Here is a 20,249-nt window from a genome sequence, read left to right as displayed (position 1 = left end):
CCGTCGTCCGGCGGACACGGACCCTAACGGCCGCGCAGCTCCCGGTACTTGGCGACCAGCGCCTGTGTGGAGGGGTCGAGGCCGGGGACGGGGGTGCCGTCGGTGAGGGCGGGTTCGATGCGTTTGGCGAGGACCTTGCCGAGTTCGACGCCCCACTGGTCGAAGGAGTCGATGTCCCAGACCGCGCCCTGGACGAACACCTTGTGCTCGTACAGCGCGATGAGCTGGCCCAGGACCGAGGGCGTCAGCTCCCGGGCCAGGATCGTGGTCGTGGGGTGGTCACCCCGGAACGTCTTGTGCGCGACGAGTTCCTCGGGCACCCCCTCCGCACGGACCTCCTCCGGCGTCTTGCCGAACGCCAGCGCCTGGGTCTGCGCGAAGAAGTTCGCCATCAGCAGGTCGTGCTGCGCGGCCAGCCCCTCCTCCAGCTCCCCGACCGGGTTCGCGAACCCGATGAAGTCCGCCGGGATCAGCTTCGTGCCCTGATGGATCAACTGGTAGTACGCGTGCTGCCCGTTCGTCCCCGGCGTGCCCCACACCACCGGACCCGTCTGCCAGCCCACCGGCTCACCCCGCCGGTCCACCGACTTCCCGTTCGACTCCATGTCCAACTGCTGCAGATACGCCGTGAACCGGCTCAGATAATGCGAGTACGGCAGCACCGCGTGCGACTGCGCGTCATGGAAGTTCCCGTACCAGATCCCCAGCAGCCCCATCAGCAACGGCGCGTTCGCCTCCGCCGGAGCCGAACGGAAATGCTCGTCGACCAGCCGGAACCCCTCCAGCATCTCCCCGAAACGCTCCGGACCGATCGCGATCATCAACGACAGACCGATCGCCGAATCGAACGAGTACCGGCCCCCCACCCAGTCCCAGAACTCGAACATGTTGTCCGTGTCGATCCCGAAGTCCGACACCTTCCCCGCGTTCGTCGACAACGCCACGAAATGCCGCGCCACCGCCTCCGGACCCGCCTTCAGCCCCGACAGCAGCCACGCCCGCGCCGACGTCGCGTTCGTGATCGTCTCGATCGTCGTGAACGTCTTCGACGCCACGATGAACAGCGTCTCCGCCGGATCCAGATCCCGCACCGCCTCGTGCAGATCCGCCCCGTCCACGTTCGACACGAACCGCACCACCAGACCACGGTCGGTGAACGCCCGCAACGCGTCGTACGCCATCGCCGGCCCCAGATCGGACCCGCCGATCCCGACGTTCACCACATTCCTGATCCGCCGCCCGGTATGACCCGTCCACTCACCCGAACGCACCCGCTCGGCGAACCCCGCCATCCGCTCCAGCACCGCATGCACCCCGGGGACCACATCCTCCCCGTCGACCTCCACCACCGCACCCCGCGCCGCACGCAACGCGGTGTGCAACACCGCACGCCCCTCGGTCGAATTGATCTTCTCACCACGGAACATCGCGTCCCGCAACCCGAACACGTCCGTCGCGACCGCGAGTTCCTGGAGCAGGGCGAGGGTCTCGTCGGTGACGAGGTGCTTGGAGTAATCGACGTGCAGATCGCCGACCTGGAGGGTGTATCCGGAGCCGCGCCCGGGGTCCGCCGCGAACAGGTCCCGCAGATGGGTGCCCGCGAGCTCCTCGCGGTGCTCTCCCAGCGCGGTCCACTCGGGCGTCCGGTCGAGCCTGGTACGGGTGTCTGCGTTCATCTCTGACTTCCGCCTTCTCTCCTGCGTGTGCCGCTGCGTACTCGCCCCGCTGCCGGTCCCAACCTAGTTGATCAGGAGGTGACGTGAGCTGTCGTCACGCCGTCGTCCGGCTCGACAACAGATACGTCCGACGGGAGCGCGGGTATCAGCGAGACGACCGCGAGCGCGAAGAGGACGGCCGCGAACAGTGCGGGTCCGTTCAGCCCGTACGCCGTCGCGACGGCCCCACCGAGCAGGGCGCCGACCGGGGCTCCCGAGGTGGAGGCGGTACGGAACGCCGCGCTGATGCGTCCGACCATCGCCCGGGGACTGCGCTGCTGCATCAGGGTGACCTGGCTGACGTTCCACACCATGTTCATCACCCCGAGCAGGGCCATGCCCACGAGGAGGGCACCCAGGTGGCGGACGGTGCCGATGAGCACGAGGGACGCCGTCTGGACAGCGCCGCCCAGGAGCAGGCCCCGGACGCGCCCGAACCGGCGTGCGACACGCTGGGCCAGCAGCACTCCGCCGGCCAGGCTTCCGGCCGAGAAGGCCGTCATCGCGGCGGCGAATCCCGCGTTCCCGGCGTGCAGCCAGCCGGTCACGTGCAGGACCAGCGTGGCGATGAGGGCACCCATCCCGATGTTGCAGAGCAGCGTGGCCGTGCAGACGGCGCGCAGCACCCGGTCGTGCCACAGGGCGCGAAGTCCCTCGGCGACCTCCGTCCGCAGGGTGCTCCCGGGCTTCCGGGGCTCGCGCCGCGGTGCCGCGATCCGCAGGGACGCCACGAGCGCGGCGGCCAGCAGATAGGTGGCGGCGTCCGCGAAGAACGGCACGGCGGCCCCGGCGGCGAGCAACAGCGGCACGAACGGGCCGGCCAGGAAGCCGCCGGCGAGCTGCTGACCGGTCATCAAGCGGGCGTTGGCGCTGCCCAGGGCTTCCTTGTCCACCAGGGACGGCAGCAGGGCCGTGGACGCGTTGTCGAAGAGGGTCTGGAGGCCGGTCAGGGCGAACGCGAGCGCGATCAGCAGCCCGATCGAGGCGTGGCCGAGCCCGACGGCGAGGCCGAAACAGGCGACGAGCGCGCCCCTCAGGGTGTCCACGGCCCACATCGCCCGGCGCTGGTCCACCCGGTCCGCGACCGCGCCGCCGAGCAGGCCGAAGAGCAGCCACGGGAGGTAGCCGCAGGCCGTGACGGAGGCGACGACCAGCGGGTCGTCCGTGAGACGCACGGCGATCAGCGGCAGCGCGGCGGTGCGCAGCGCGTCCCCGAAGCGCGACACCACGGCCGCGCTCCACAGCCGCCCGAATCCCCCGCGCCACGCGGGCACCCGCACGCCCGCCGCCTCGACCGCCGTCACAACGCCCCCTCCACCGCCGCCATTTCCCCCACGGTAGGGGCCACCACTGACAATCGGTCCCGGGCGAGGACGGGGGCGGGGGCAGAGGTACAGGTGGAGGGCGTGGGGGGTGGGGATGGGAGGTGCGCGGACGGGCGCCGCGGTCACGCTCCGCGACCTGGCCGGCAGACCGCCCCCAGCGGGTGAGGACGATCGCGGTCCGTCACCCGTACGAGATCGGCTGCCCCCCCCCGGTCGGCCGTACGGGACCGCTCGCGTCCCGTCAGTCCCACGGGACGCGACACGCTCACGGGAAGCGACATCACGGACACACATGGTTGACGCGGGCCCACTCGCGTCCGCGGCACGGTCCGGCGCGCCCGCCGCAGGGGCCGGAGACCCGGCCCCGAGTCCCGGGCGCCCGGAGACGCGGCTGTACACCGACACGACACGCCCGAGCGGTCGGACAGGGCGGGTGTTCGCGGGCACGTCGATTCCGCAGGCGGGCGTCGTGCGAAACAGCTCCGGCCAGACACCCCTCGGTGTCCGGCCGGTTCACAACTCCTAGATCTCGCCCCGCAGTTTGGCGAGCGCCTCGGCGAGGATCGCCTCGCCGTCCGCGTCGCTGCGCCGCTCCCGTACGTACGCCAGGTGCGTCTTGTAGGGCTCGGTGCGCGGCGGGTCCGGCGGGTTGTCCCGGTCCTGTCCGGCGGGGAAGCCGCAGCGCGGGCAGTCCCAGGTGTCGGGGACCTGCGCGTCGCTGGCGAAGCTGGGCTGCGTCTCGTGCCCGTTGGAGCACCAGAAGGAGATGCGCAGCCGGGGCGCGGACTCGCCACGCTCGGCCTCGCCCATCGGCCCCGCCCCGACCCGGCTTCCTCGGATCGCGTTGCCACTTGCCACGGTCGTAACTCCCTGCGTGATGGTGCCGCGAAGCGAGTCGGCGTGACGCTTCGCTGCGAGCGCCTCAGTCTACGTAAGGCCCAACGCGCGTCCAGTGATGGGAGTTACCGCCCTCCCCTAGACGCAAGCCCCATGATAGGCCGCGCTCGCGGGCGCGTACCGGACATGGGGCCTTACGTATGGATCGTGCTTGCGTACTGTGCGATGGTGCGGCCGTACCGACGTCAGCCGATGATCAGTTGTTGACCTTCATCAGGATGCCGAGCACGACGATGCACGCGAACCAGAGCAGACCGATCACCACGGTGATGCGGTCGAGGTTGCGCTCGGCGACCGAGGAGCCACCGACGGACGACTGCATGCCGCCACCGAACATGTCGGAGAGGCCGCCGCCCTTCCCCTTGTGCATCAGCACCAGCAGCATCAGCAGCAGGCTGAAGACGATCAGGGCGATCGAGAACCCCAAAACCACGGCTGGACCAACTTCCTCGGAACTGGATGGACGACGGGGGCCCGGTGACACTCACCAGACCCCCGCAAGGGTACGACGGATCGCCGCTACCGCATACTCACTGGTCGCGGAAGCGGACGATCTTGACGAACTCGTCGGCGTCCAGGGACGCGCCACCGACCAGTGCGCCGTCGATGTCGGGCTTCGCCATGATCTCGGCGACATTGCCGGACTTCACCGAGCCGCCGTACTGGATGCGGACCTTGTCGGCCAGCTCCTGGGTGTACAGCTCGGCCAGCCGGCCGCGGATCGCCGCGCAGACCTCCTGGGCGTCGTCGGCGCCGCAGACCTTGCCGGTTCCGATGGCCCAGACCGGCTCGTAGGCGATCACGATCGTCTCGGCCTGCTCGGCCGGGACGTCCTTGAGACCGCCGTCGACCTGCGCGAGCGTGTGGGAGACATGGTTGCCCGCCTCGCGGACCTCCAGCTCCTCGCCGACGCAGAGGATCGGGGTCAGACCGTGCTTGAACGCGGACTTGACCTTGGCGTTGACGATCTCGTCGCTCTCCGCGTGGTACTGGCGTCGCTCGGAGTGACCGACCGCCACGTACGTGCACTTCAGCTTGGCCAGCATGGGGCCGGAGATCTCGCCGGTGAAGGCGCCGGAGTCGTGCGCCGAGAGGTCCTGGGCACCGTACTTGATCTTGAGTTTGTCGCCGTCGACCAGGGTCTGCACGGAACGCAGGTCGGTGAAGGGCGGCAGGACGGCGACCTCACAGGCCTCGTAGTCCTTGTCGGCCAGGGCGAAGGCGAGCTTCTGGACGTGCGCGATGGCCTCGAGGTGGTTGAGGTTCATCTTCCAGTTGCCCGCCATCAGCGGCGTGCGCGTGCTCATAAAAGGTCAGTCCTCCAGTGCGGCGAGGCCGGGGAGCGTCTTGCCCTCGAGGTATTCGAGGGAGGCGCCGCCACCGGTCGAGATGTGGCCGAATGCCTTCTCGTCGAAGCCCAGGGTGCGGACGGCCGCGGCGGAGTCGCCACCGCCGACCACCGTGAAGGCCGGGGAGTCGACGAGGGCCTGGGCGACCGCCTTGGTGCCCTCGGCGTAGTCGGGGTGCTCGAAGACGCCCATCGGACCGTTCCAGAAGACGGTGGCCGCGTCGGCGAGCTTCGAGGCGTACAGGGCACCGGTCTCGGGACCGATGTCGAGGCCCATCCGGTCCGCCGGGATGGCGTCCGCGGCGACGGTGCTGGGGTGGGACGGGGCCTTGGTCTTCAGGTCCGGGAACTGCGCCGCGGTCACGACGTCGACCGGTACGACCAGTTCGACACCGTTCTTCTCGGCGCGCTCGACGTACTCGGTGACGGCGGGCAGCTGGTCGTCCTGGACCAGGGAGGCGCCGATCTCGTAGCCCTTCGCCTTGAGGAAGGTGAAGGCCATGCCGCCGCCGATGAGCAGCCGGTCGGCCTTGCCGAGCAGTTCGTCGATGACGGCGAGCTTGTCGGAGACCTTGGAGCCGCCGAGGGCGACGACGTAGGGGCGCTCGACGTCCTCGGTGAGCTGCTTCAGGACGCCGACCTCGGTGGCGATGAGGTAGCCGGCGTAGTGCGGCAGGCGGGCCGGGAGGTCGTACACGGAGGCGTGCTTGCGGTGCACGGCACCGAAACCGTCGCCCACGTAGACATCGGCCAGGGCCGCGAGCCGGTCGGCGAACTCGCCGCGCTCGGTGTCGTCCTTGGACGTCTCGCCCGCGTTGAAGCGCAGGTTCTCGATGACCGCGACCTGGCCGGGCTCCAGGCCGTTCACGGCGTCGTGGGCGGCGGGGCCCACGGTGTCCTGGGCGAACGCGACGGGGGCGCCGAGGAGTTCACCGAGGCGCTCGGCGGGCTGCAGCAGGGAGAAGGCGGGGTCCGGGGCGCCCTTGGGCCGGCCCAGGTGGGAGGCGACGATCACCTTGGCGCCCGCCTCGGCCAGCGCCTTGACGGTGGGCAGGACGGCGCGGATGCGGCCGTCGTCGGTGATGAGGCCGTCGGCCAGCGGCACGTTCAGGTCGGCGCGGACGAAGACCCGCTTGCCGTCCACGCCTTCGGCGATGAGTTCGTCGATCGTCTTCATGAAGGGACTCCTAGGAGGGCTCTTGAGATCCGGGAGGGCTGATCGATCCGTACACGAGACAGGGCCCGGACAGCGCGGCCTTGCGCTGCCCGAGCCCTGTGCTCACATCGAGGTGCCTGGCTCCGGGACTTAGAGCTGGCCGCCGACGAAGACCGTGAGGTCGACGAGACGGTTGGAGTAGCCCCACTCGTTGTCGTACCAGCCGAGGATCTTCACCGAGTTGCCCTCCTGGACCATGGTCAGGGAGGAGTCGAAGGTGCAGGAGGCCGGGTCGCCGACGATGTCCGAGGAGACGATCGGGTCCTCGGTGTAGGCCAGGTAGCCCTTGAGGTCGCCGTCGTCGGACGCCTTCTTGAACGCGGCGTTGACCTCGTCCTTGGTGACCTCGCGCTGCAGCGTCACGACCAGGTCGGTGGCCGAGCCGGTCGGGACCGGGACGCGCATCGCGATGCCGTCGAGCTTGCCCTTGAGCTGCGGGAGGACCAGGGCGGTGGCCTTGGCGGCGCCGGTCGTGGTCGGGATGATGTTCTCGGCGGCGGCGCGGGCGCGGCGCAGGTCCGAGTGCGGGAAGTCCAGGATGCGCTGGTCGTTCGTGTACGCGTGGACCGTCGTCATCAGGCCCTTGACGATGCCGAAGTTCTCGTCGAGCACCTTGGCCATCGGCGCCACACAGTTGGTGGTGCAGGAGGCGTTGGAGATGATGTTGTGCTGCGCCGGGTCGTACTTGTCCTGGTTGACGCCCATCACGATGGTGATGTCCTCGTCCTTGGCCGGAGCCGAGATCAGGACCTTCTTGGCGCCGCCGGCGATGTGCTTCTCGGCGTCGGCCTTCTTGGTGAAGATGCCCGTGGACTCGATGACGATGTCGACGCCGAGCTCGCCCCACGGGATGTCGGCGGGGTTGCGCTCGGAGAGCACCTTGATGGTGTGGCCGTCGACGGTGATCGTGTCGGCGGTGTGCGACACCTCGGCCTTGAGGCGGCCCAGGATGGTGTCGTACTTGAGCAGGTGAGCGGTGGTCGCGGTGTCACCCAGGTCGTTGACAGCCACGATCTCGATGTCAGCACCCTGCTCCAGCAGCGCGCGGAAGTAGTTACGACCGATGCGGCCAAAGCCGTTGATGCCTACGCGGATCGTCACGAACCGATCTCCTCGTTGGTACGCCGGCTCACGTGCCGGCGAGTTGTATGGGATGTCCCCGACCGCCTAGAACCCTACCTCCCTGAGAGGTCTGGAGTGACATTGAGATGCCCCATACACGGCAGGGTGTTCCGTACCCACCAGTAGGGGTACGGAACACCCTCGATGTTGACGCGTCGTTCACCTGGATCAGCTCTTCAGAGCGGTGAGCGCCTTCCTCATCAGGGCCGTGCGGTCGGCCGCCGTGGTGACGTGCTCCAGGCCGAAGCCGAGGAGCACGGTGTCCCCGGTGGTGATCCCTCCGTACGTCTTGAACAACTCTCCGTAGCGCGCCCAGTCCTTGAGGACGGCCGGGCTGCCCGGGGGCGGTCCGGCGACGCTCCAGGGGCCGAGGGAGGTCTCGAAGCCCTCCGTCTCGGTGGCCGCCCCGGCGACGACGAGGGAGGTGTCGTCCGCGAGGACGCCGTGCCCGCCGCTGCTCGGGTCGGTGACGTAGCTCAGGGACACCTCCACCGACTTCCCGGCGTACGCGCTCAGGTCGAAGGCGACCTGCTGCCAGCCGCTGGAGGCGCCGGTGAAGCTGTTCCAGGACCCGCTGGTGCCGGTGGCGGCGCAGCCGGAGGCGTTGACGGTCAGATAGTGCTTGAGCCACGGGTGCTCGTGGACCAGGAATCCGGCCTCGCACTCCGTGGGCGGCTCGTTGCTGGTGGCGCCGCCCGCTTCGGGCAGCGTCGTCCAGTCGTCGGCCCCGGTGGTGTGGATCTCGACCACGGCGTGGTCGTAGCCGGGCTCGGTGTCCCACAGGAGCTGGGTGCGCAGCGCCGGCTTGTCGGCGGCGCTGACGTGGGTGAGGTCGATGGTGCGGGTGAGGCGCTTGTACGCGTCGTCGGTGTGCACCGCGGCGGCCATCGACGAGCCGGCGTAGGGCCCGTAGGGGTTGACGGTGCCGGCGAACTGTCCGGCGCCCGCGCTGGACGCGAACTGCGGGTACTGGGCCGCGGGCAGCGAGTCCGAGGTGACGCCGTAGGTGCCCGCGGTGTTCAGCGGGTTGCCGGGAGCGTCCCCGAGGGCCCCCGTGAAGCCGGCGAGCCGGCCGGAGCCGGTGAAGCCGTTGGCTCCCGCGGTGGAGGTGCGGGAGTAGGCGCCGAGGTAGTACTGGCTGAAGTCGTTGGAGAGGTTGCCTCCGCCGAGGTCGACGTTGCCGCCGGCCTGTTCGCCCGCCTCGATCAGCTTTCCGCCGTCGTTGAGGAAGGCGCGGAGCTGGAGCTGGGTGGCGTTCGCGGGGCGCGCGGCCCCGGTGTAGTGGACGACCGTCCTGAAGTGGTCGAGCACGCCGAGCGCGTCGGGCGCGCCGAGGGTGGCCACGTCCCAGACGAGGGGCTTCTTCCCGTTGGCCTTCAGCGCGTCGACGTACGCCTGGGCCTGCGTGGCGGCCGCGCCCTCCTCGGCGACGACGAGGGTGTCGGCGACGGGCCGGTCGGCCACGGTGTAGGTGAAGTGCGGACTTGAGGTCTTCTTGCCGCTCCTGGTCTCGCCGGTGAACCAGACCTCGACCTTGGCGCCCCGGCCGGCGTCCTCGACCTTGGCGCGGTACTCGTCGAAGTAGAGGTTGTCGGCGCCGCCGTAGGTCTCACCGCCCCGCCAGGTCCTGAGCGCCGCGTCCCGGGTCCGGCCGCCGTCGACGCGGTACTTGAGTTCCTTGTGGCGTACGGACTTGCGGACGACGACGGAGACCTCCTGGTCCGCGCCGCGGGCGTAGGACGTGGTGAAGGTCGCCGGGGTGAAGTCGGGCGCGTCGATGCCGACGGAGGACGAGGGCTGGTCGGGGTGGGCTGCGGTCTCGGCGACGGAGAGCGCGAACGGGACGTTCTTCTCGAACTCCTGCTCGATCAGCTTCTCGTCGTCGGGGAAGGTGAAGACCGAGGCGCAGTCCGCCGCGTTCCAGGCGTCGTTCGGGTCGAGGTTCGACGCGGTCTGACAGGTCGACATCTCGGGGGTGAACATCGCCATGCCGTTGACGTTGCCCGCGTGGCCGTCCGCCTCGCCGTTGGTGGTGTAGAGCTCCGAGGAGACCTGCGGGTGGTAGCCGGGGATGGCCGAGTTCTCCGGGGTTCCGGCGAGCGACTTGTAGAGCACGTCGTCCGGGGTCGGCGTCGCCACCTGCCAGCCCACTCCGTAGAGGAGCAGTTCGGCGGCGGAGTGGTAGTTGATGCCGTACGTGAAGCCGATGCGCTTCTCGAAGGCGTCGAGGGCCCTGGTCTCCGGCTCGGAGTTCGGGCTCGCGCCGCGGTAGGTCTCGCTGGTGGGGTTGGGGGACGAACCCTCGTCGTCGTAGCCCCACTTGTAGCCGAAGTTGCGGTTGAGGTCGACGCCGTCACCGGTGGAGATGACGCCGTCGCCGTTCACGTCCCGCAGGTTCTTGCGCCACTGGCGCTCGTCCTCGCCCTGGAACGTGTAGTCGTAGCCGTCCGGGTTGGCCGACAGCACGAACCACAGTTCGGTCGAGTCGACTATCTTCTTGACGCGCTTGTCCGTGGAGTAGTTGTCCAGGTAATAGTGCATCAGGCGCCGGGTCATCTCGGGCGTGATCCACTCGCGCGCGTGCTGGTTGGACACGTACAGGACGGACGGCTTGGAGCCGTCCTTCGTCTTCTTCGCGCCCTTGGTGAGCTTCAGCGCGAGGATGTCCTGGCCCTTGAGGGTCTTGCCGATGGAGACGACCTTGGTGAGGTCGGGGTGGGCCGCGCCGGTCCTGACGATCTCCTCCTGGAGATTGCCCTTTCCGCTGTACGGCCGGAACACGCCCTGGGCCGCGTCCTCGACACGCGCCTCGGTCCTGGCCGAAAGCGTGTGCTCGGTGAGGTCGACGCCCTGCTTCTCCAGCTTCCGGGCCTGCCGGTCGGTCAGATAGACCTCGACCGCGCTCTTGCCGTTCTTCTCGGTCCGGTCGCCGAGTTCGTGGCCGTCCTGCCCGGCCGCGAGCAGCAGGGGTATCTGCTGCTTCGTGACCTCCGCGTGGAACACCTTCACGGCGTTCGCGTCGGGTTTCGGCGAACTCCCGCTCTGCGCCTGGGCGATGGGCGCCATGCCCGCGCCGCCCAGCAGGAGTGCGCCCGCAGCGAGGATCGCTCTCGCTCTTCGTCTCATGAGCCCCCCTTGCAAATGTCCGCCACAGTGGCGAACAGATGCCAGGCTCATGACACTTCATGGTCAAGTCAAGGGCGCCTCACAGACAGGCAAACGCCGGTGCCGATGTCCCAAGTGGGCATCGGCACCGGCGTGTTGGACTTCGAGGGACCGATCGGGCCGGTCAGACCGCGAGGTTGTCCGCCATCTCCTCGGTGAGGTTGGACTCCGTACCCGGGATCCCCAGGTCCTGGGCCCGCTTGTCGGCCATGGCCAGCAGCCGCCGGATACGGCCGGCGACGGCGTCCTTGGTCAGCGGCGGGTCGGCGAGCGCGCCGAGCTCCTCCAGGGATGCCTGCTTGTGCTCCATGCGCAGGCGCCCGGCTGCGGCGAGGTGTTCCGGCACCTCGTCGGCGAGGATCTCCAGGGCGCGCTGCACCCGCGCACCGGCGGCGACGGCCGCGCGGGCGGAGCGGCGCAGGTTGGCGTCGTCGAAGTTGGCGAGCCGGTTGGCCGTGGCCCGGACCTCGCGGCGCATCCGCCGCTCCTCCCAGGCCAGCACGGACTCGTGGGCGCCGAGGCGGGTCAGCAGCGCGCCGATCGCGTCCCCGTCCCGTACGACCACCCGGTCCACGCCGCGCACCTCGCGGGCCTTCGCCGCGATGGACAGCCTGCGGGCGGCGCCGACCAGCGCGAGCGCGGCCTCCGGGCCGGGGCAGGTCACCTCCAGCGAGGAGGAGCGGCCCGGCTCGGTCAGCGAGCCGTGTGCCAGGAAGGCACCCCGCCAGGCCGCCTCGGCGTCGCAGGTGGCCCCCGAGACCACCTGCGGCGGAAGGCCCCTGATCGGGCGTCCACGGCCGTCCACGAGCCCCGTCTGGCGGGCCAGCTGGTCACCGCCCGCCACCACGCGCACGACATAGCGGGAACCGCGGCGCAGGCCGCCGGGCGCCATCACGATCAGTTCGGAACTGTGGCCGAAGATCTCCAGGATGTCCCGCTTCAGCCGGCGTGCCGCCATCGCGGTGTCGAGCTCCGCCTCGATCACGATCCGGCCGCTCACCAGGTGAAGGCCGCCCGCGAACCGCAGAATGGCGGAGACCTCCGCCTTTCTGCAGCAGGTCCGGGTGACGGGTAGCCGGGAGATCTCATCCTTCACCGCTGCCGTCATCGCCATGGGCCGATCCTTCCATGCATCCGAAAAATACGGTCGTACGCGGCGGCCAACAGCTCCGGGTCGTGCCGCGGAGATCCGTCGGTCCGGGCCACCGGCGCCAGCTCGACCGCGGCGCCGAGCCGCTTGGCGGCGTCGGTCAGTGAGTCGCGGTCGGGCACGGCGGCCTCGTCGGCCAGCACCACGTCCAGGGCGAGTTTAGGGGCGTGTCGTCCCAAAACCTCCAAATGACGCTGCGGAGAGAAGCCCTCGGTTTCTCCGGGCTGCGGGGCGAGGTTCAGGGAGAGTACCCGGCGGGCCTTGGTCTGCGTGAGGGCATCCAGCAGCTCGGGAACGAGAAGGTGCGGAATCACCGAGGAGAACCAGGAGCCCGGCCCCAGCACCACCCAGTCCGCGTCGAGGACGGCAGCCACGGCCTCGGGGACGGCCGGCGGGTCGTGCGGTACGACGTGCACGGACTGCACCTCACCGGGGGTGAGGGCCACGGTGGCCTGCCCCCGGACCGTCTCCACCTCGTCGGGCCGCTCCGGCCGGTGGCCCTTGACCAGGGCCTGCAGCTCCAGGGGTACGGCGGACATGGGCAGCACCCGGCCGTGCGCGCCCAGCAGCCTGCCGACCAGGTCCAGGGCCTGGACGTGGTCGCCGAGCTGCTCCCACAGGGCGACGATCAGCAGATTGCCGACCGCGTGTTCGTGCAGGTCTCCCCTGGACTGGAAACGGTGCTGGATGACCCGGGCCCAGGTCTGGCCCCAGTCGTCGTCGCCGCACAGCGCGGCCAGGGCCTTGCGCAGATCGCCGGGGGGCAGCACGCCCAGCTCGTCACGGAGGCGGCCGCTGGAGCCGCCGTCGTCGGCCACGGTGACGACGGCGGTGAGATCGCCGGTGATCCGGCGCAGCGCGGCGAGCGAGGCGGACAGGCCCATGCCGCCGCCGAGGGCGACGACCTTGGGCTGGGCACCGCGACGGCGCGGCCGGGCGCCACGTGTCTCGGCGGCCCTGCCGCCCTGTTCCTCCGCGGTGATCCTCCGCAGCCTGCTCAGCCGCAGCGCGGCACGTCCTGTCATTCGCGGCCCATGTCCCGGTGGACGACCACGGTCTCCACGCCCTGCGAGACGAGGCGGGCGGCGAGCTTCTCGGAGGTGGCGACGGAGCGGTGCTTGCCGCCGGTGCAGCCGACCGCGATCGTCACGTACCGCTTGCCCTCGCGGCGGTAGCCGGCGGCGATCAGCTGGAGCAGTTCGGCGTACCGGTCGAGGAACTCCTTGGCGCCGGGCTGGTTGAAGACGTAGGCGGCGACCTCCTCGTTGAGGCCGGTGTAGGGGCGCAGCTCGGGGACCCAGTGGGGGTTCGGCAGGAAGCGCATGTCCACGACCAGGTCGGCGTCCACGGGGAGGCCGTACTTGAAGCCGAAGGACATGACGGTGGCCCGCAGCTCGGGCTCCTCCTCGCCCGCGAACTGGGCGTCCATCTTGGCGCGCAGCTCGTGCACGTTGAGGCTGGAGGTGTCGATGACCAGGTCGGCGTCGCCGCGCAGCTCGCGCAGCAGTTCGCGTTCGGCGTCGATGCCGTCGACGATGCGGCCGTCGCCCTGGAGGGGGTGCGGGCGGCGCACCGACTCGAAGCGGCGCACCAGGGCCTCGTCGGAGGACTCCAGGAAGACGATGCGCCGGGTGACGTGCTTCGACTCCAGGTCGGCGAGGGACTCACGAAGATTGTCGAAGAAGCGCCGGCCGCGTACGTCGACGACGACCGCGATCCGGGCCACGTTGCCCTGGGAGCGGGCGCCGAGCTCCACCATGGTGGGGATCAGCGCGGGCGGCAGGTTGTCCACGACGAACCAGCCGAGGTCCTCCAGGCACTTGGCGGCCGTCGAGCGGCCCGCCCCGGACATGCCGGAGATGATCACCAGTTCGGGGATGGCGGCTTCGGGTGTCACGGCCGTGTCCATCGTCGTGTCGTCCTGCGTTCCCTGTGTCTCGTCGGTGCCCTGCGGGGCGTCCTCTTGTCGGTCCTGTCGTCCGTTGTCGCTCATGTCTCCTGCCCCCGTCGCTCGTACGAGGTGCCCGCGGTCACGGGCTCCTCCGGGGAGTCCGGCGCCGTCCCGGGCTCCTCGTCTTCCATGATCTCTCCAGTCGCCGTGTTCACGGCGGGTGCGGCCGGTGCCGCCTGGGCGAGGGCCACGGCGATCGCCTCGGCCGTCTTGCGGCCTATGCCGGGAATCTCGCAGATCTGGTCGATTGTCGCGGATCGCAGCTTTTTCACCGAACCGAAGTGCTTGATCAACGCCTGTTTGCGTGTCTCTCCGAGGCCCGGCACGTCGTCCAGCGGGCTCGCCCTGAAGCGCTTGGCCCGTTTGGCGCGCTGATAGGTGATGGCGAAGCGGTGGGCCTCGTCACGGACGCGCTGGAGCAGGTACAGGCCCTCGCTGGAGCGCGGCAGGACCACCGGGTCGTCGTCGTCCGGCAGCCAGACCTCCTCCAGCCGCTTGGCCAGGCCGCAGACGGCGATGTCGTCGATGCCCAGCTCGTCGAGGGCCTTCCGGGCGGCCGCGACCTGCGGCCGGCCGCCGTCGACGACGACCAGCTGCGGGGGGTAGGCGAAGCGCTTGGGGCGGCCGTCCTCCTCGGTGAAGGAGTGCTCCCCGTCGCCCGCGCCCTCGGCCTCGCCGTCCGTCCACTCGCCGGTCCGCTCCTTCTCGGCCAGGTAGCGCCGGAAGCGGCGGGTGATCACCTCGTGCATGGACCGGACGTCGTCCTGGCCGGCGAAGCCCTTGATCTGGAAGCGGCGGTACTCGCCCTTGCGCTGCAGTCCGTCCTCGAAGACCACCATCGACGCCACCACGTCGTCGCCCTGGAGGTGCGAGATGTCGTAGCACTCGATCCGCAGCGGCGCGCTGTCCAGGCCGAGGGCCTCGGCGATCTCCTCCAGCGCCCGGGAGCGGGTGGTGAGGTCGGAGGCGCGCTTGGTCTTGTGCAGGGCGAGCGCCTGGAGCGCGTTGCGCTGCACGGTCTCCATCAGCGCCTTCTTGTCGCCGCGCTGGGGGATGCGCAGGGACACGTTCGACCCACGGCGCTCGGTGAGCCACTCCTGGACGGGCTCCACGGGGTCGGGCAGCGCCGGGACGAGCACCTCCTTGGGGACGGTGTCGCCCGTCTCCTCCCCGTAGAGCTGCTGGAGCGCATGCTCGACCAGGTCACCGGTGGTGACGGCCTCCACCTTGTCGGTGACCCAGCCGCGCTGTCCGCGCACCCGGCCGCCGCGTACGTGGAAGATCTGCACGGCGGCTTCCAGCTCGTCCTCGGCCACGGCCATCAGATCGGCGTCGGTCGCGTCGGCTAGGACGACCGCGTTCTTCTCCATGGCCTTCTTCAGGGCCTCGATGTCGTCGCGCAGACGGGCCGCCCGCTCGTACTCCATCTCCTCGGCCGCGTCCGTCATCCGCTGCTCAAGGCGGCGGATGTACGTGCCCGTGCGGCCGGCCATGAAGTCGCTGAACTCCTCGGCCAGTTCGCGGTGCTCCTCGGGGGTGACGCGCCCGACGCAGGGGGCCGAGCACTTGCCGATGTACCCGAGGAGGCAGGGCCGTCCGGTGCGGGCCGCGTTCTTGAACACACCGGCCGAGCAGGTGCGGACGGGGAAGACGCGCAGCAGCAGGTCCACGGTGTCGCGGATCGCCCAAGCGTGCCCGTACGGCCCGAAATAGCGCACACCCTTGCGCTTGTGGCCGCGCATCACCTGGACGCGCGGGAACTCCTCGTTCATGGTCACCGCGAGGTACGGGTAGCTCTTGTCGTCGCGGTACTTGACGTTGAACCGGGGGTCGAACTCCTTGATCCAGGAGTACTCCAGCTGCAGCGCCTCGACCTCCGTGGACACCACCGTCCACTCCACGGAGGCCGCAGTGGTGACCATGGTCCGGGTGCGCGGGTGGAGGTTCGTCAGGTCCTGGAAGTAACTGGCCAGGCGCTGGCGCAGGCTCTTCGCCTTCCCGACGTAGATCACCCGGCGGTGCTCGTCGCGGAACTTGTACACCCCTGGAGAGTCCGGGATCTGTCCCGGCTTGGGGCGGTAGCTGGAGGGGTCGGCCATGCCACACACCCTACTGGCGCGGGCTGACACCGTGACGGCCTCCCGGCCCGCCCGTGGACGAGCCGGACGCCGTGCCGGGACCGCGTCCCGGCCGCGCCCGGACCCGCGGTGCGCGGGACGCCCGGCCGCCCGTCCGCCGCGCTCCGTGACAACAGGTGCCCGACCGGCAGCCGAACGTGACCATCCCGGCCCGCGTGTTCCCGCCGAAGTCGGCTCCGCCCGGACGCGCGCCGGAGGGCGTCCCGGTCTCCCGGCCCTGTCGGCGGGACGGGACGGGGCGGGGGGACGCGCACATCCGCGCCACGGGGCCGACTCCGTTGGCCATCAGGTGTTGTCGGGACTTGGTCAACACGCTTCAATGCGGGGGAACTCGGGGGGCGCGGGCGGTGACGGGCGCGGGTGAACCGGGCCCATGTGCCGGCCGGACGCCCCCGGGAGCACCCGCGCGACGGTCTGACCAGCCGTCGCGAACTCCACAGAAAGGCCCCTGCATGCGGCACGGCACACAGCACGCGGACGTCGCCACGGCGGAACTGGAGACGGCCCTCGCGGGCGGCCCCTTCCACATCGCGCTGCGGGCCGCGATCACCGCACGCGGCCTGCCCCTGCAGCGCGTCCAGCACCATCTGTCGCGCTACGGGGTGAAGGTCGGGGTGACCAGCCTGAGCTACTGGCAGCAGGGCGCGCGGCGTCCCCAGCGTCCCGAGTCGCTGCGGGCCGTACGCGCCCTCGAGGAGATCCTCCAGCTCCCCGACGAATCCCTGATCCGGCTTCTCACCAGGGCCGACGAACGCTCCGAGGCGCAGCGCCCCGGGGGCCGCTCGTACCGCTCCCTCGTGGAGGCCTCGGGCGTCCTGGAGGAGCTGCTGACCGAACTGGAGTCGACGCTCGACGGCGGACTCCACACGATCGGGCACCACGAGCGGGTACGGATCGGCGCGCACCGCGAGCTCCTGGCACGCGAGTCGCAGCACATAGTCCGCGCCCATAGGGACGGGGTGGACCGCTATGTGGCCATCCACCATGGCGATCCGGGTTGCGCTCCCGACCGTACCCGGGTGCGCGCTCTGGAGAACTGCCGTACGGGCCGGGTGCGATGGCACGGTGACACCGGCGTGCTGGTGGCGGAGCTGCTCTTCGACACCCGGCTGCGCGCCGGCGACACGTTCCTCTTCCGCTACGCCTTCGAGGACGGCACGGCGGGCGCCTCCAGCGAGTACGTGCGCGGGTTCAGCTTCGCGGGCGGGCAGTACGCCCTCCAGGTGGGGTTCGCCGCGGAGGCGCTCCCGGTGCGCTGCCACCGCTTCACCCAGCACTCGGCCGCGGCACCGCGCAGCGGCCGCCAGGAGCTGCCGCTGAGCGGACGGCACCGCTCGGTGCACCTCGTCGAACCGCGGGTGCGGTCGGGCATCGTGGGGATCGGCTGGGACTGGGAGTGAACCCGCCCCCGCGTCCGCGCTGAACCGTTCCTCCGCGCCCCCGATCCGGTCCCGCAGCGGAACCGATCCGGTCCCCGCGTCCCCGCGGACCCGGCCTCGCGCCCGCGCCGATCAGGTGACGGTCAGGCGCCGGGCCCCGCGACGATCTTCCCGTCCTTCGCCTTCACGGGCAGTTCCTTCAGCGGCTCCGTGGCCGGTGCGCGCAGCACCTTGCCCGTGGCCGCGTCGAATTCGCTGCCGTGGCACGGGCAGACGAGCGTCGTCCCCCGCAGTTTGTCGATGGCGCATCCCGCGTGCGTGCAGATCGTGCTGAAGGCCTTCAGGGTGCCGTCGCCACCGCGGCTGACCACGACGTTGCCGTCCCGGTACAGCTTGGTGCCGCCCTCGGCGATCTCGCTCTCGGCGCCCAGCTCGACGGGCGCGGTCGGGGTCGACGGAGCCCCGCCTCCTCCGCCGCCGGAGCACGCGGTGAGGGCGATCCCGGCGACGGGGGCGAGAGCCGCTCCTCGCAGGACGGTACGGCGGCCGGGCATGGCGTCTCCACTGGTCGGGGCTCGGTGCGCCTCGACGATACCGGCCCTCTCCGGCGGCTCCCGAGCCGGGCCGGAGAGGGCCGCCTCCAGGGACGTAAACGTTTGCGCAACCGTTTACGTCGGCCGCCGTGTGCGATAGGTTCCCGCCCGGAACGGGCCACCGAGGGAGTCCGGCACCACGAGACCCGGCCACCGCGGACGTCCGGCACCACGAGACCCGGCGACGCGGGAGCGGGCCGCTGCGGGACCGGGCCACGGCGGGCGAGGTCCGCGGCGGGCGAGGTCCATGGCGGGGAGGGGCTGGGCGATGGCGACGATGGTGGACGTGGCGGCGCGCGCGGGAGTGTCCGTGGCGACGGTCTCCCATGTCCTCAACGACACGCGTCCGGTGCTGCCCCACACGCGCCAGGCCGTCCTCGACGCCGTCGACGCGCTCGGCTACACCCCCAACGCCCTGGCGCGTTCCCTGGTCACCTCGCGCACCCGGTCCATCGGCCTCGCGGTGTCGGCGATCACCAACCCGTACTTCACCGACATCCTCCAGGGCGTCGAGGCAGGTGCCCTGGAACAGGGGTACGGCCTGCTGCTCGCCGACCCGCACGACGACCCCCGGCATGAGCGGAAGGCCGTCCAGCTGCTGCACGAGCGGCGCGTCGACGGACTGATCGTCGCCCCCTCGGCGGCCCCCGACGCGCTGCTGCGCTACCTCGGCCGGCACGAGGTTCCGACCGTCTTCCTGGACCGCCTGGTGGAGGCCCCGGCAGGTCTCTCCTTCGCCTTCGACCAGGTCTGCACCGAGAACGCCGCCCCCATGGCGCGACTGGTCGCCCATCTCGCCGAGCGCGGCCACCGGCGCATCGGGCTCGTCGCCGGACTGCCGGGCCTGAGCACCACCACCGAGCGGATCGCCGGCTACCGCCACGGACTCGCGGGGGCCGGACTCCCGTACGACGAACGGCTCGTGGCGCACGGCGACTCGGTGACGGACGCGGCCGGGCGCGCCACCACCGCCCTGCTCTCCCTCGCCGCGCCGCCCACCGCTCTGGTCACCGCGAACAACGCGATGACCATCGGCGCGCTGCGCACCCTGCGCGAACGCGGCCTGTCCGTACCGGACGACCTGGCGCTGTGCTGCTTCGACGACTTCGCCTGGGCGGACCTGTTCGCGCCCCGGCTGACCGTGATCTCGCAGCCCAGCAGGGAGATCGGCGAACAGGCCGTCCGGCTGCTCCTGGAGCGGCTGGCCGAGCCGGGGCTGCCCGGACGGACGGTCCGGCTCCCGTGCGCCTTCGTCCACCGCGGCTCGTGCGGCTGCGCCGAGACCCTCCGCCCCGAGATTCCCGAGAGCTCCACGAAAGGACCCCTGTCTTGATCGTCGTCGCCGGTGAAGCCCTGATCGACCTGGTGCCGCAGGGAACAGGCGCGCTCGTGCCCCTGCGCCCCGCGCGAGGCGGCGGCCCCTACAACACCGCGGTGGCCCTCGGCCGCCTCGGCTCCCCCACCGTCTTCTGCTCCCGGATCTCGCACGACGCGTTCGGCGAGGCGCTGCTGTCCGGACTGCGCGAGGCGGGCGTCGACGTGTCCTCCGTGCAGCGCGGCGCGGAACCGACGACGCTGGCGGTCGCCACCGTCGCCCCGGACGGCTCGGCCGCGTACTCCTTCTACGTCGAGGGCACGGCCGACCGTCTGTTCACCGCGCCCGACCGGCTTCCCGAGGCGGTGCGGGCGGTGTCCTTCGGCACGGTCTCCCTGGTCCTGGAACCCGGTGCGAGCGCCTACGAGGCGTTGCTGCGGAGCGCTGCCGCGCGGGGCGTGTTCACCGCGCTCGACCCGAACGTCCGGGCCGGGCTGATCCCCGACGCGGACGCCTACCGCGCCCGTTTCAGGAGCTGGCTGCCTTCGGTGTCGCTCCTCAAGCTCTCCGAGGAGGACGCCCGGTGGCTCGGCGGCACCCCGCGCGAGTGGCTGGCGTGCGGTCCCGCGGCCGTCGTGATCACCCGGGGCGGCGACGGTCTGACGGTGTTCACCCGGGAGGGCGGCGTCCACTCCGTGCCCGGCGAGCCGGTCGAGGTCGTGGACACCATCGGCGCCGGTGACACCGTGAACGCGGCCCTGCTGCACGGTCTGGCCGCGCGGGACGCGCTCTCCCCCGCCGCCGTGGCGGATCTGGACGCCGGGGAGTGGACCGAACTGCTGGGGTTCGCGGCCCGCGCGGCGGCGGTCACCTGCTCACGCGCGGGCGCGCAGCCGCCGTACGCCGCCGAGCTCGACGCCCGCTGAGGGGCCGGG

Annotated in this window: 16 protein-coding genes; 3 read left to right on the top strand and 13 right to left on the bottom strand. The window is 70.9% G+C overall.

What is annotated here, in order from left to right; genetic code table 11:
- Window positions 1-23 precede the first annotated feature (23 nt).
- The 12 genes from pgi to uvrC all read right to left on the bottom strand — a co-directional run bounded on the left by pgi (window position 24) and on the right by uvrC (window position 15,988).
- The gene (gene pgi / locus OG776_RS30720) at window positions 24-1,676 is read right to left on the bottom strand and encodes a glucose-6-phosphate isomerase (RefSeq protein ID WP_329322873.1); all 1,653 of its coding nucleotides are present in this window, start codon (window positions 1,674-1,676) and stop codon (window positions 24-26) included.
- A 71-nt stretch (window positions 1,677-1,747) separates the two neighbouring features.
- Window positions 1,748-3,019, bottom strand: coding sequence for an MFS transporter (locus OG776_RS30715; RefSeq protein ID WP_187286112.1), 1,272 nt, complete (start codon window positions 3,017-3,019; stop codon window positions 1,748-1,750).
- 543 nt (window positions 3,020-3,562) lie between these two features.
- A complete protein-coding gene (locus tag OG776_RS30710; protein WP_003957010.1) occupies window positions 3,563-3,898 on the bottom strand; it encodes an RNA polymerase-binding protein RbpA in 336 nt (111 codons plus the stop codon).
- Window positions 3,899-4,133: 235 nt separating this feature from the next.
- Entirely contained in the window at window positions 4,134-4,370 is a 237-nt protein-coding gene (secG, locus tag OG776_RS30705) for a preprotein translocase subunit SecG (RefSeq protein WP_094052663.1), read from the bottom strand.
- Between the two features lie 97 nt (window positions 4,371-4,467).
- Entirely contained in the window at window positions 4,468-5,244 is a 777-nt protein-coding gene (gene tpiA, locus OG776_RS30700) for a triose-phosphate isomerase (RefSeq protein ID WP_148013432.1), read from the bottom strand.
- A gap of 6 nt (window positions 5,245-5,250) precedes the next feature.
- Window positions 5,251-6,462 carry a phosphoglycerate kinase gene (locus OG776_RS30695; RefSeq protein ID WP_148013433.1) on the bottom strand — a complete coding sequence of 404 codons (1,212 nt, stop codon included), beginning with the start codon at window positions 6,460-6,462 and terminating at the stop codon, window positions 5,251-5,253.
- Between the two features lie 129 nt (window positions 6,463-6,591).
- A complete protein-coding gene (gene gap / locus OG776_RS30690) occupies window positions 6,592-7,602 on the bottom strand; it encodes a type I glyceraldehyde-3-phosphate dehydrogenase (protein WP_148013434.1) in 1,011 nt (336 codons plus the stop codon).
- 189 nt (window positions 7,603-7,791) lie between these two features.
- The gene (locus OG776_RS30685) at window positions 7,792-10,749 is read right to left on the bottom strand and encodes a M14 family metallopeptidase (RefSeq protein ID WP_148013435.1); all 2,958 of its coding nucleotides are present in this window, start codon (window positions 10,747-10,749) and stop codon (window positions 7,792-7,794) included.
- Window positions 10,750-10,912: 163 nt separating this feature from the next.
- Window positions 10,913-11,902 (bottom strand): DNA-binding protein WhiA, encoded by a 990-nt coding sequence (whiA, locus tag OG776_RS30680; protein ID WP_148013436.1) that lies wholly within the window; start codon window positions 11,900-11,902, stop codon window positions 10,913-10,915.
- On the bottom strand, window positions 11,893-12,963 hold the full coding sequence (locus tag OG776_RS30675) for a gluconeogenesis factor YvcK family protein (protein WP_148013437.1): 1,071 nt from the start codon (window positions 12,961-12,963) through the stop codon (window positions 11,893-11,895). The genes whiA and OG776_RS30675 overlap by 10 nt, the downstream gene beginning before the upstream one ends.
- Complete coding sequence (gene rapZ, locus OG776_RS30670) at window positions 12,960-13,931, bottom strand: RNase adapter RapZ (protein ID WP_148013438.1); 972 nt, start codon at window positions 13,929-13,931, stop codon at window positions 12,960-12,962. Before rapZ ends, OG776_RS30675 begins: the two co-directional genes overlap by 4 nt.
- Window positions 13,928-15,988: an excinuclease ABC subunit UvrC gene (gene uvrC / locus OG776_RS30665; RefSeq protein ID WP_148013439.1), complete on the bottom strand. Its 2,061-nt coding sequence runs from the start codon at window positions 15,986-15,988 to the stop codon at window positions 13,928-13,930. The genes rapZ and uvrC overlap by 4 nt, the downstream gene beginning before the upstream one ends.
- Before the next feature lie 491 nt (window positions 15,989-16,479).
- Here uvrC and OG776_RS30660 point away from each other — a divergent pair, with 491 nt between their 5' ends.
- Window positions 16,480-17,427, top strand: coding sequence for a hypothetical protein (locus tag OG776_RS30660; protein WP_148013440.1), 948 nt, complete (start codon window positions 16,480-16,482; stop codon window positions 17,425-17,427).
- Window positions 17,428-17,549: 122 nt separating this feature from the next.
- Here OG776_RS30660 and OG776_RS30655 read toward each other — a convergent pair whose 3' ends face one another.
- The gene (locus tag OG776_RS30655) at window positions 17,550-17,960 is read right to left on the bottom strand and encodes a Rieske (2Fe-2S) protein (RefSeq protein ID WP_148013441.1); all 411 of its coding nucleotides are present in this window, start codon (window positions 17,958-17,960) and stop codon (window positions 17,550-17,552) included.
- Between the two features lie 307 nt (window positions 17,961-18,267).
- Here OG776_RS30655 and OG776_RS30650 point away from each other — a divergent pair, with 307 nt between their 5' ends.
- A complete protein-coding gene (locus OG776_RS30650) occupies window positions 18,268-19,332 on the top strand; it encodes a LacI family DNA-binding transcriptional regulator (RefSeq protein ID WP_148013442.1) in 1,065 nt (354 codons plus the stop codon).
- Window positions 19,329-20,240, top strand: a complete 912-nt coding sequence (locus OG776_RS30645; RefSeq protein WP_329322872.1) for a carbohydrate kinase family protein — start codon at window positions 19,329-19,331, stop codon at window positions 20,238-20,240. The genes OG776_RS30650 and OG776_RS30645 overlap by 4 nt, the downstream gene beginning before the upstream one ends.
- Window positions 20,241-20,249 lie beyond the last annotated feature (9 nt).

The organism is Streptomyces sp. NBC_01689, assembly GCF_036250675.1.
In the GTDB taxonomy this organism is placed as follows: Bacteria; Actinomycetota; Actinomycetes; order Streptomycetales; family Streptomycetaceae; genus Streptomyces.
Note: the sequence above shows the minus strand (reverse complement) of the source record. Positions and strands in the feature narration are given on the sequence as shown.

Excerpts from the sequence above, each read along its gene's own strand:
- OG776_RS30655 (WP_148013441.1), bottom strand. The coding sequence starts at position 17,960 with ATGCCCGGCCGCCGTACCGTCCTGCGAGGAGCGGCTCTCGCCCCCGTC.
- rapZ (WP_148013438.1), bottom strand. The coding sequence starts at position 13,931 with ATGAGCGACAACGGACGACAGGACCGACAAGAGGACGCCCCGCAGGGC.
- uvrC (WP_148013439.1), bottom strand. The coding sequence starts at position 15,988 with ATGGCCGACCCCTCCAGCTACCGCCCCAAGCCGGGACAGATCCCGGAC.
- whiA (WP_148013436.1), bottom strand. The coding sequence starts at position 11,902 with ATGGCGATGACGGCAGCGGTGAAGGATGAGATCTCCCGGCTACCCGTC.
- tpiA (WP_148013432.1), bottom strand. The coding sequence starts at position 5,244 with ATGAGCACGCGCACGCCGCTGATGGCGGGCAACTGGAAGATGAACCTC.
- OG776_RS30675 (WP_148013437.1), bottom strand. The coding sequence starts at position 12,963 with ATGACAGGACGTGCCGCGCTGCGGCTGAGCAGGCTGCGGAGGATCACC.
- OG776_RS30650 (WP_148013442.1), top strand. The coding sequence starts at position 18,268 with ATGGCGACGATGGTGGACGTGGCGGCGCGCGCGGGAGTGTCCGTGGCG.
- pgi (WP_329322873.1), bottom strand. The coding sequence starts at position 1,676 with ATGAACGCAGACACCCGTACCAGGCTCGACCGGACGCCCGAGTGGACC.
- OG776_RS30685 (WP_148013435.1), bottom strand. The coding sequence starts at position 10,749 with ATGAGACGAAGAGCGAGAGCGATCCTCGCTGCGGGCGCACTCCTGCTG.
- OG776_RS30660 (WP_148013440.1), top strand. The coding sequence starts at position 16,480 with ATGCGGCACGGCACACAGCACGCGGACGTCGCCACGGCGGAACTGGAG.
- OG776_RS30695 (WP_148013433.1), bottom strand. The coding sequence starts at position 6,462 with ATGAAGACGATCGACGAACTCATCGCCGAAGGCGTGGACGGCAAGCGG.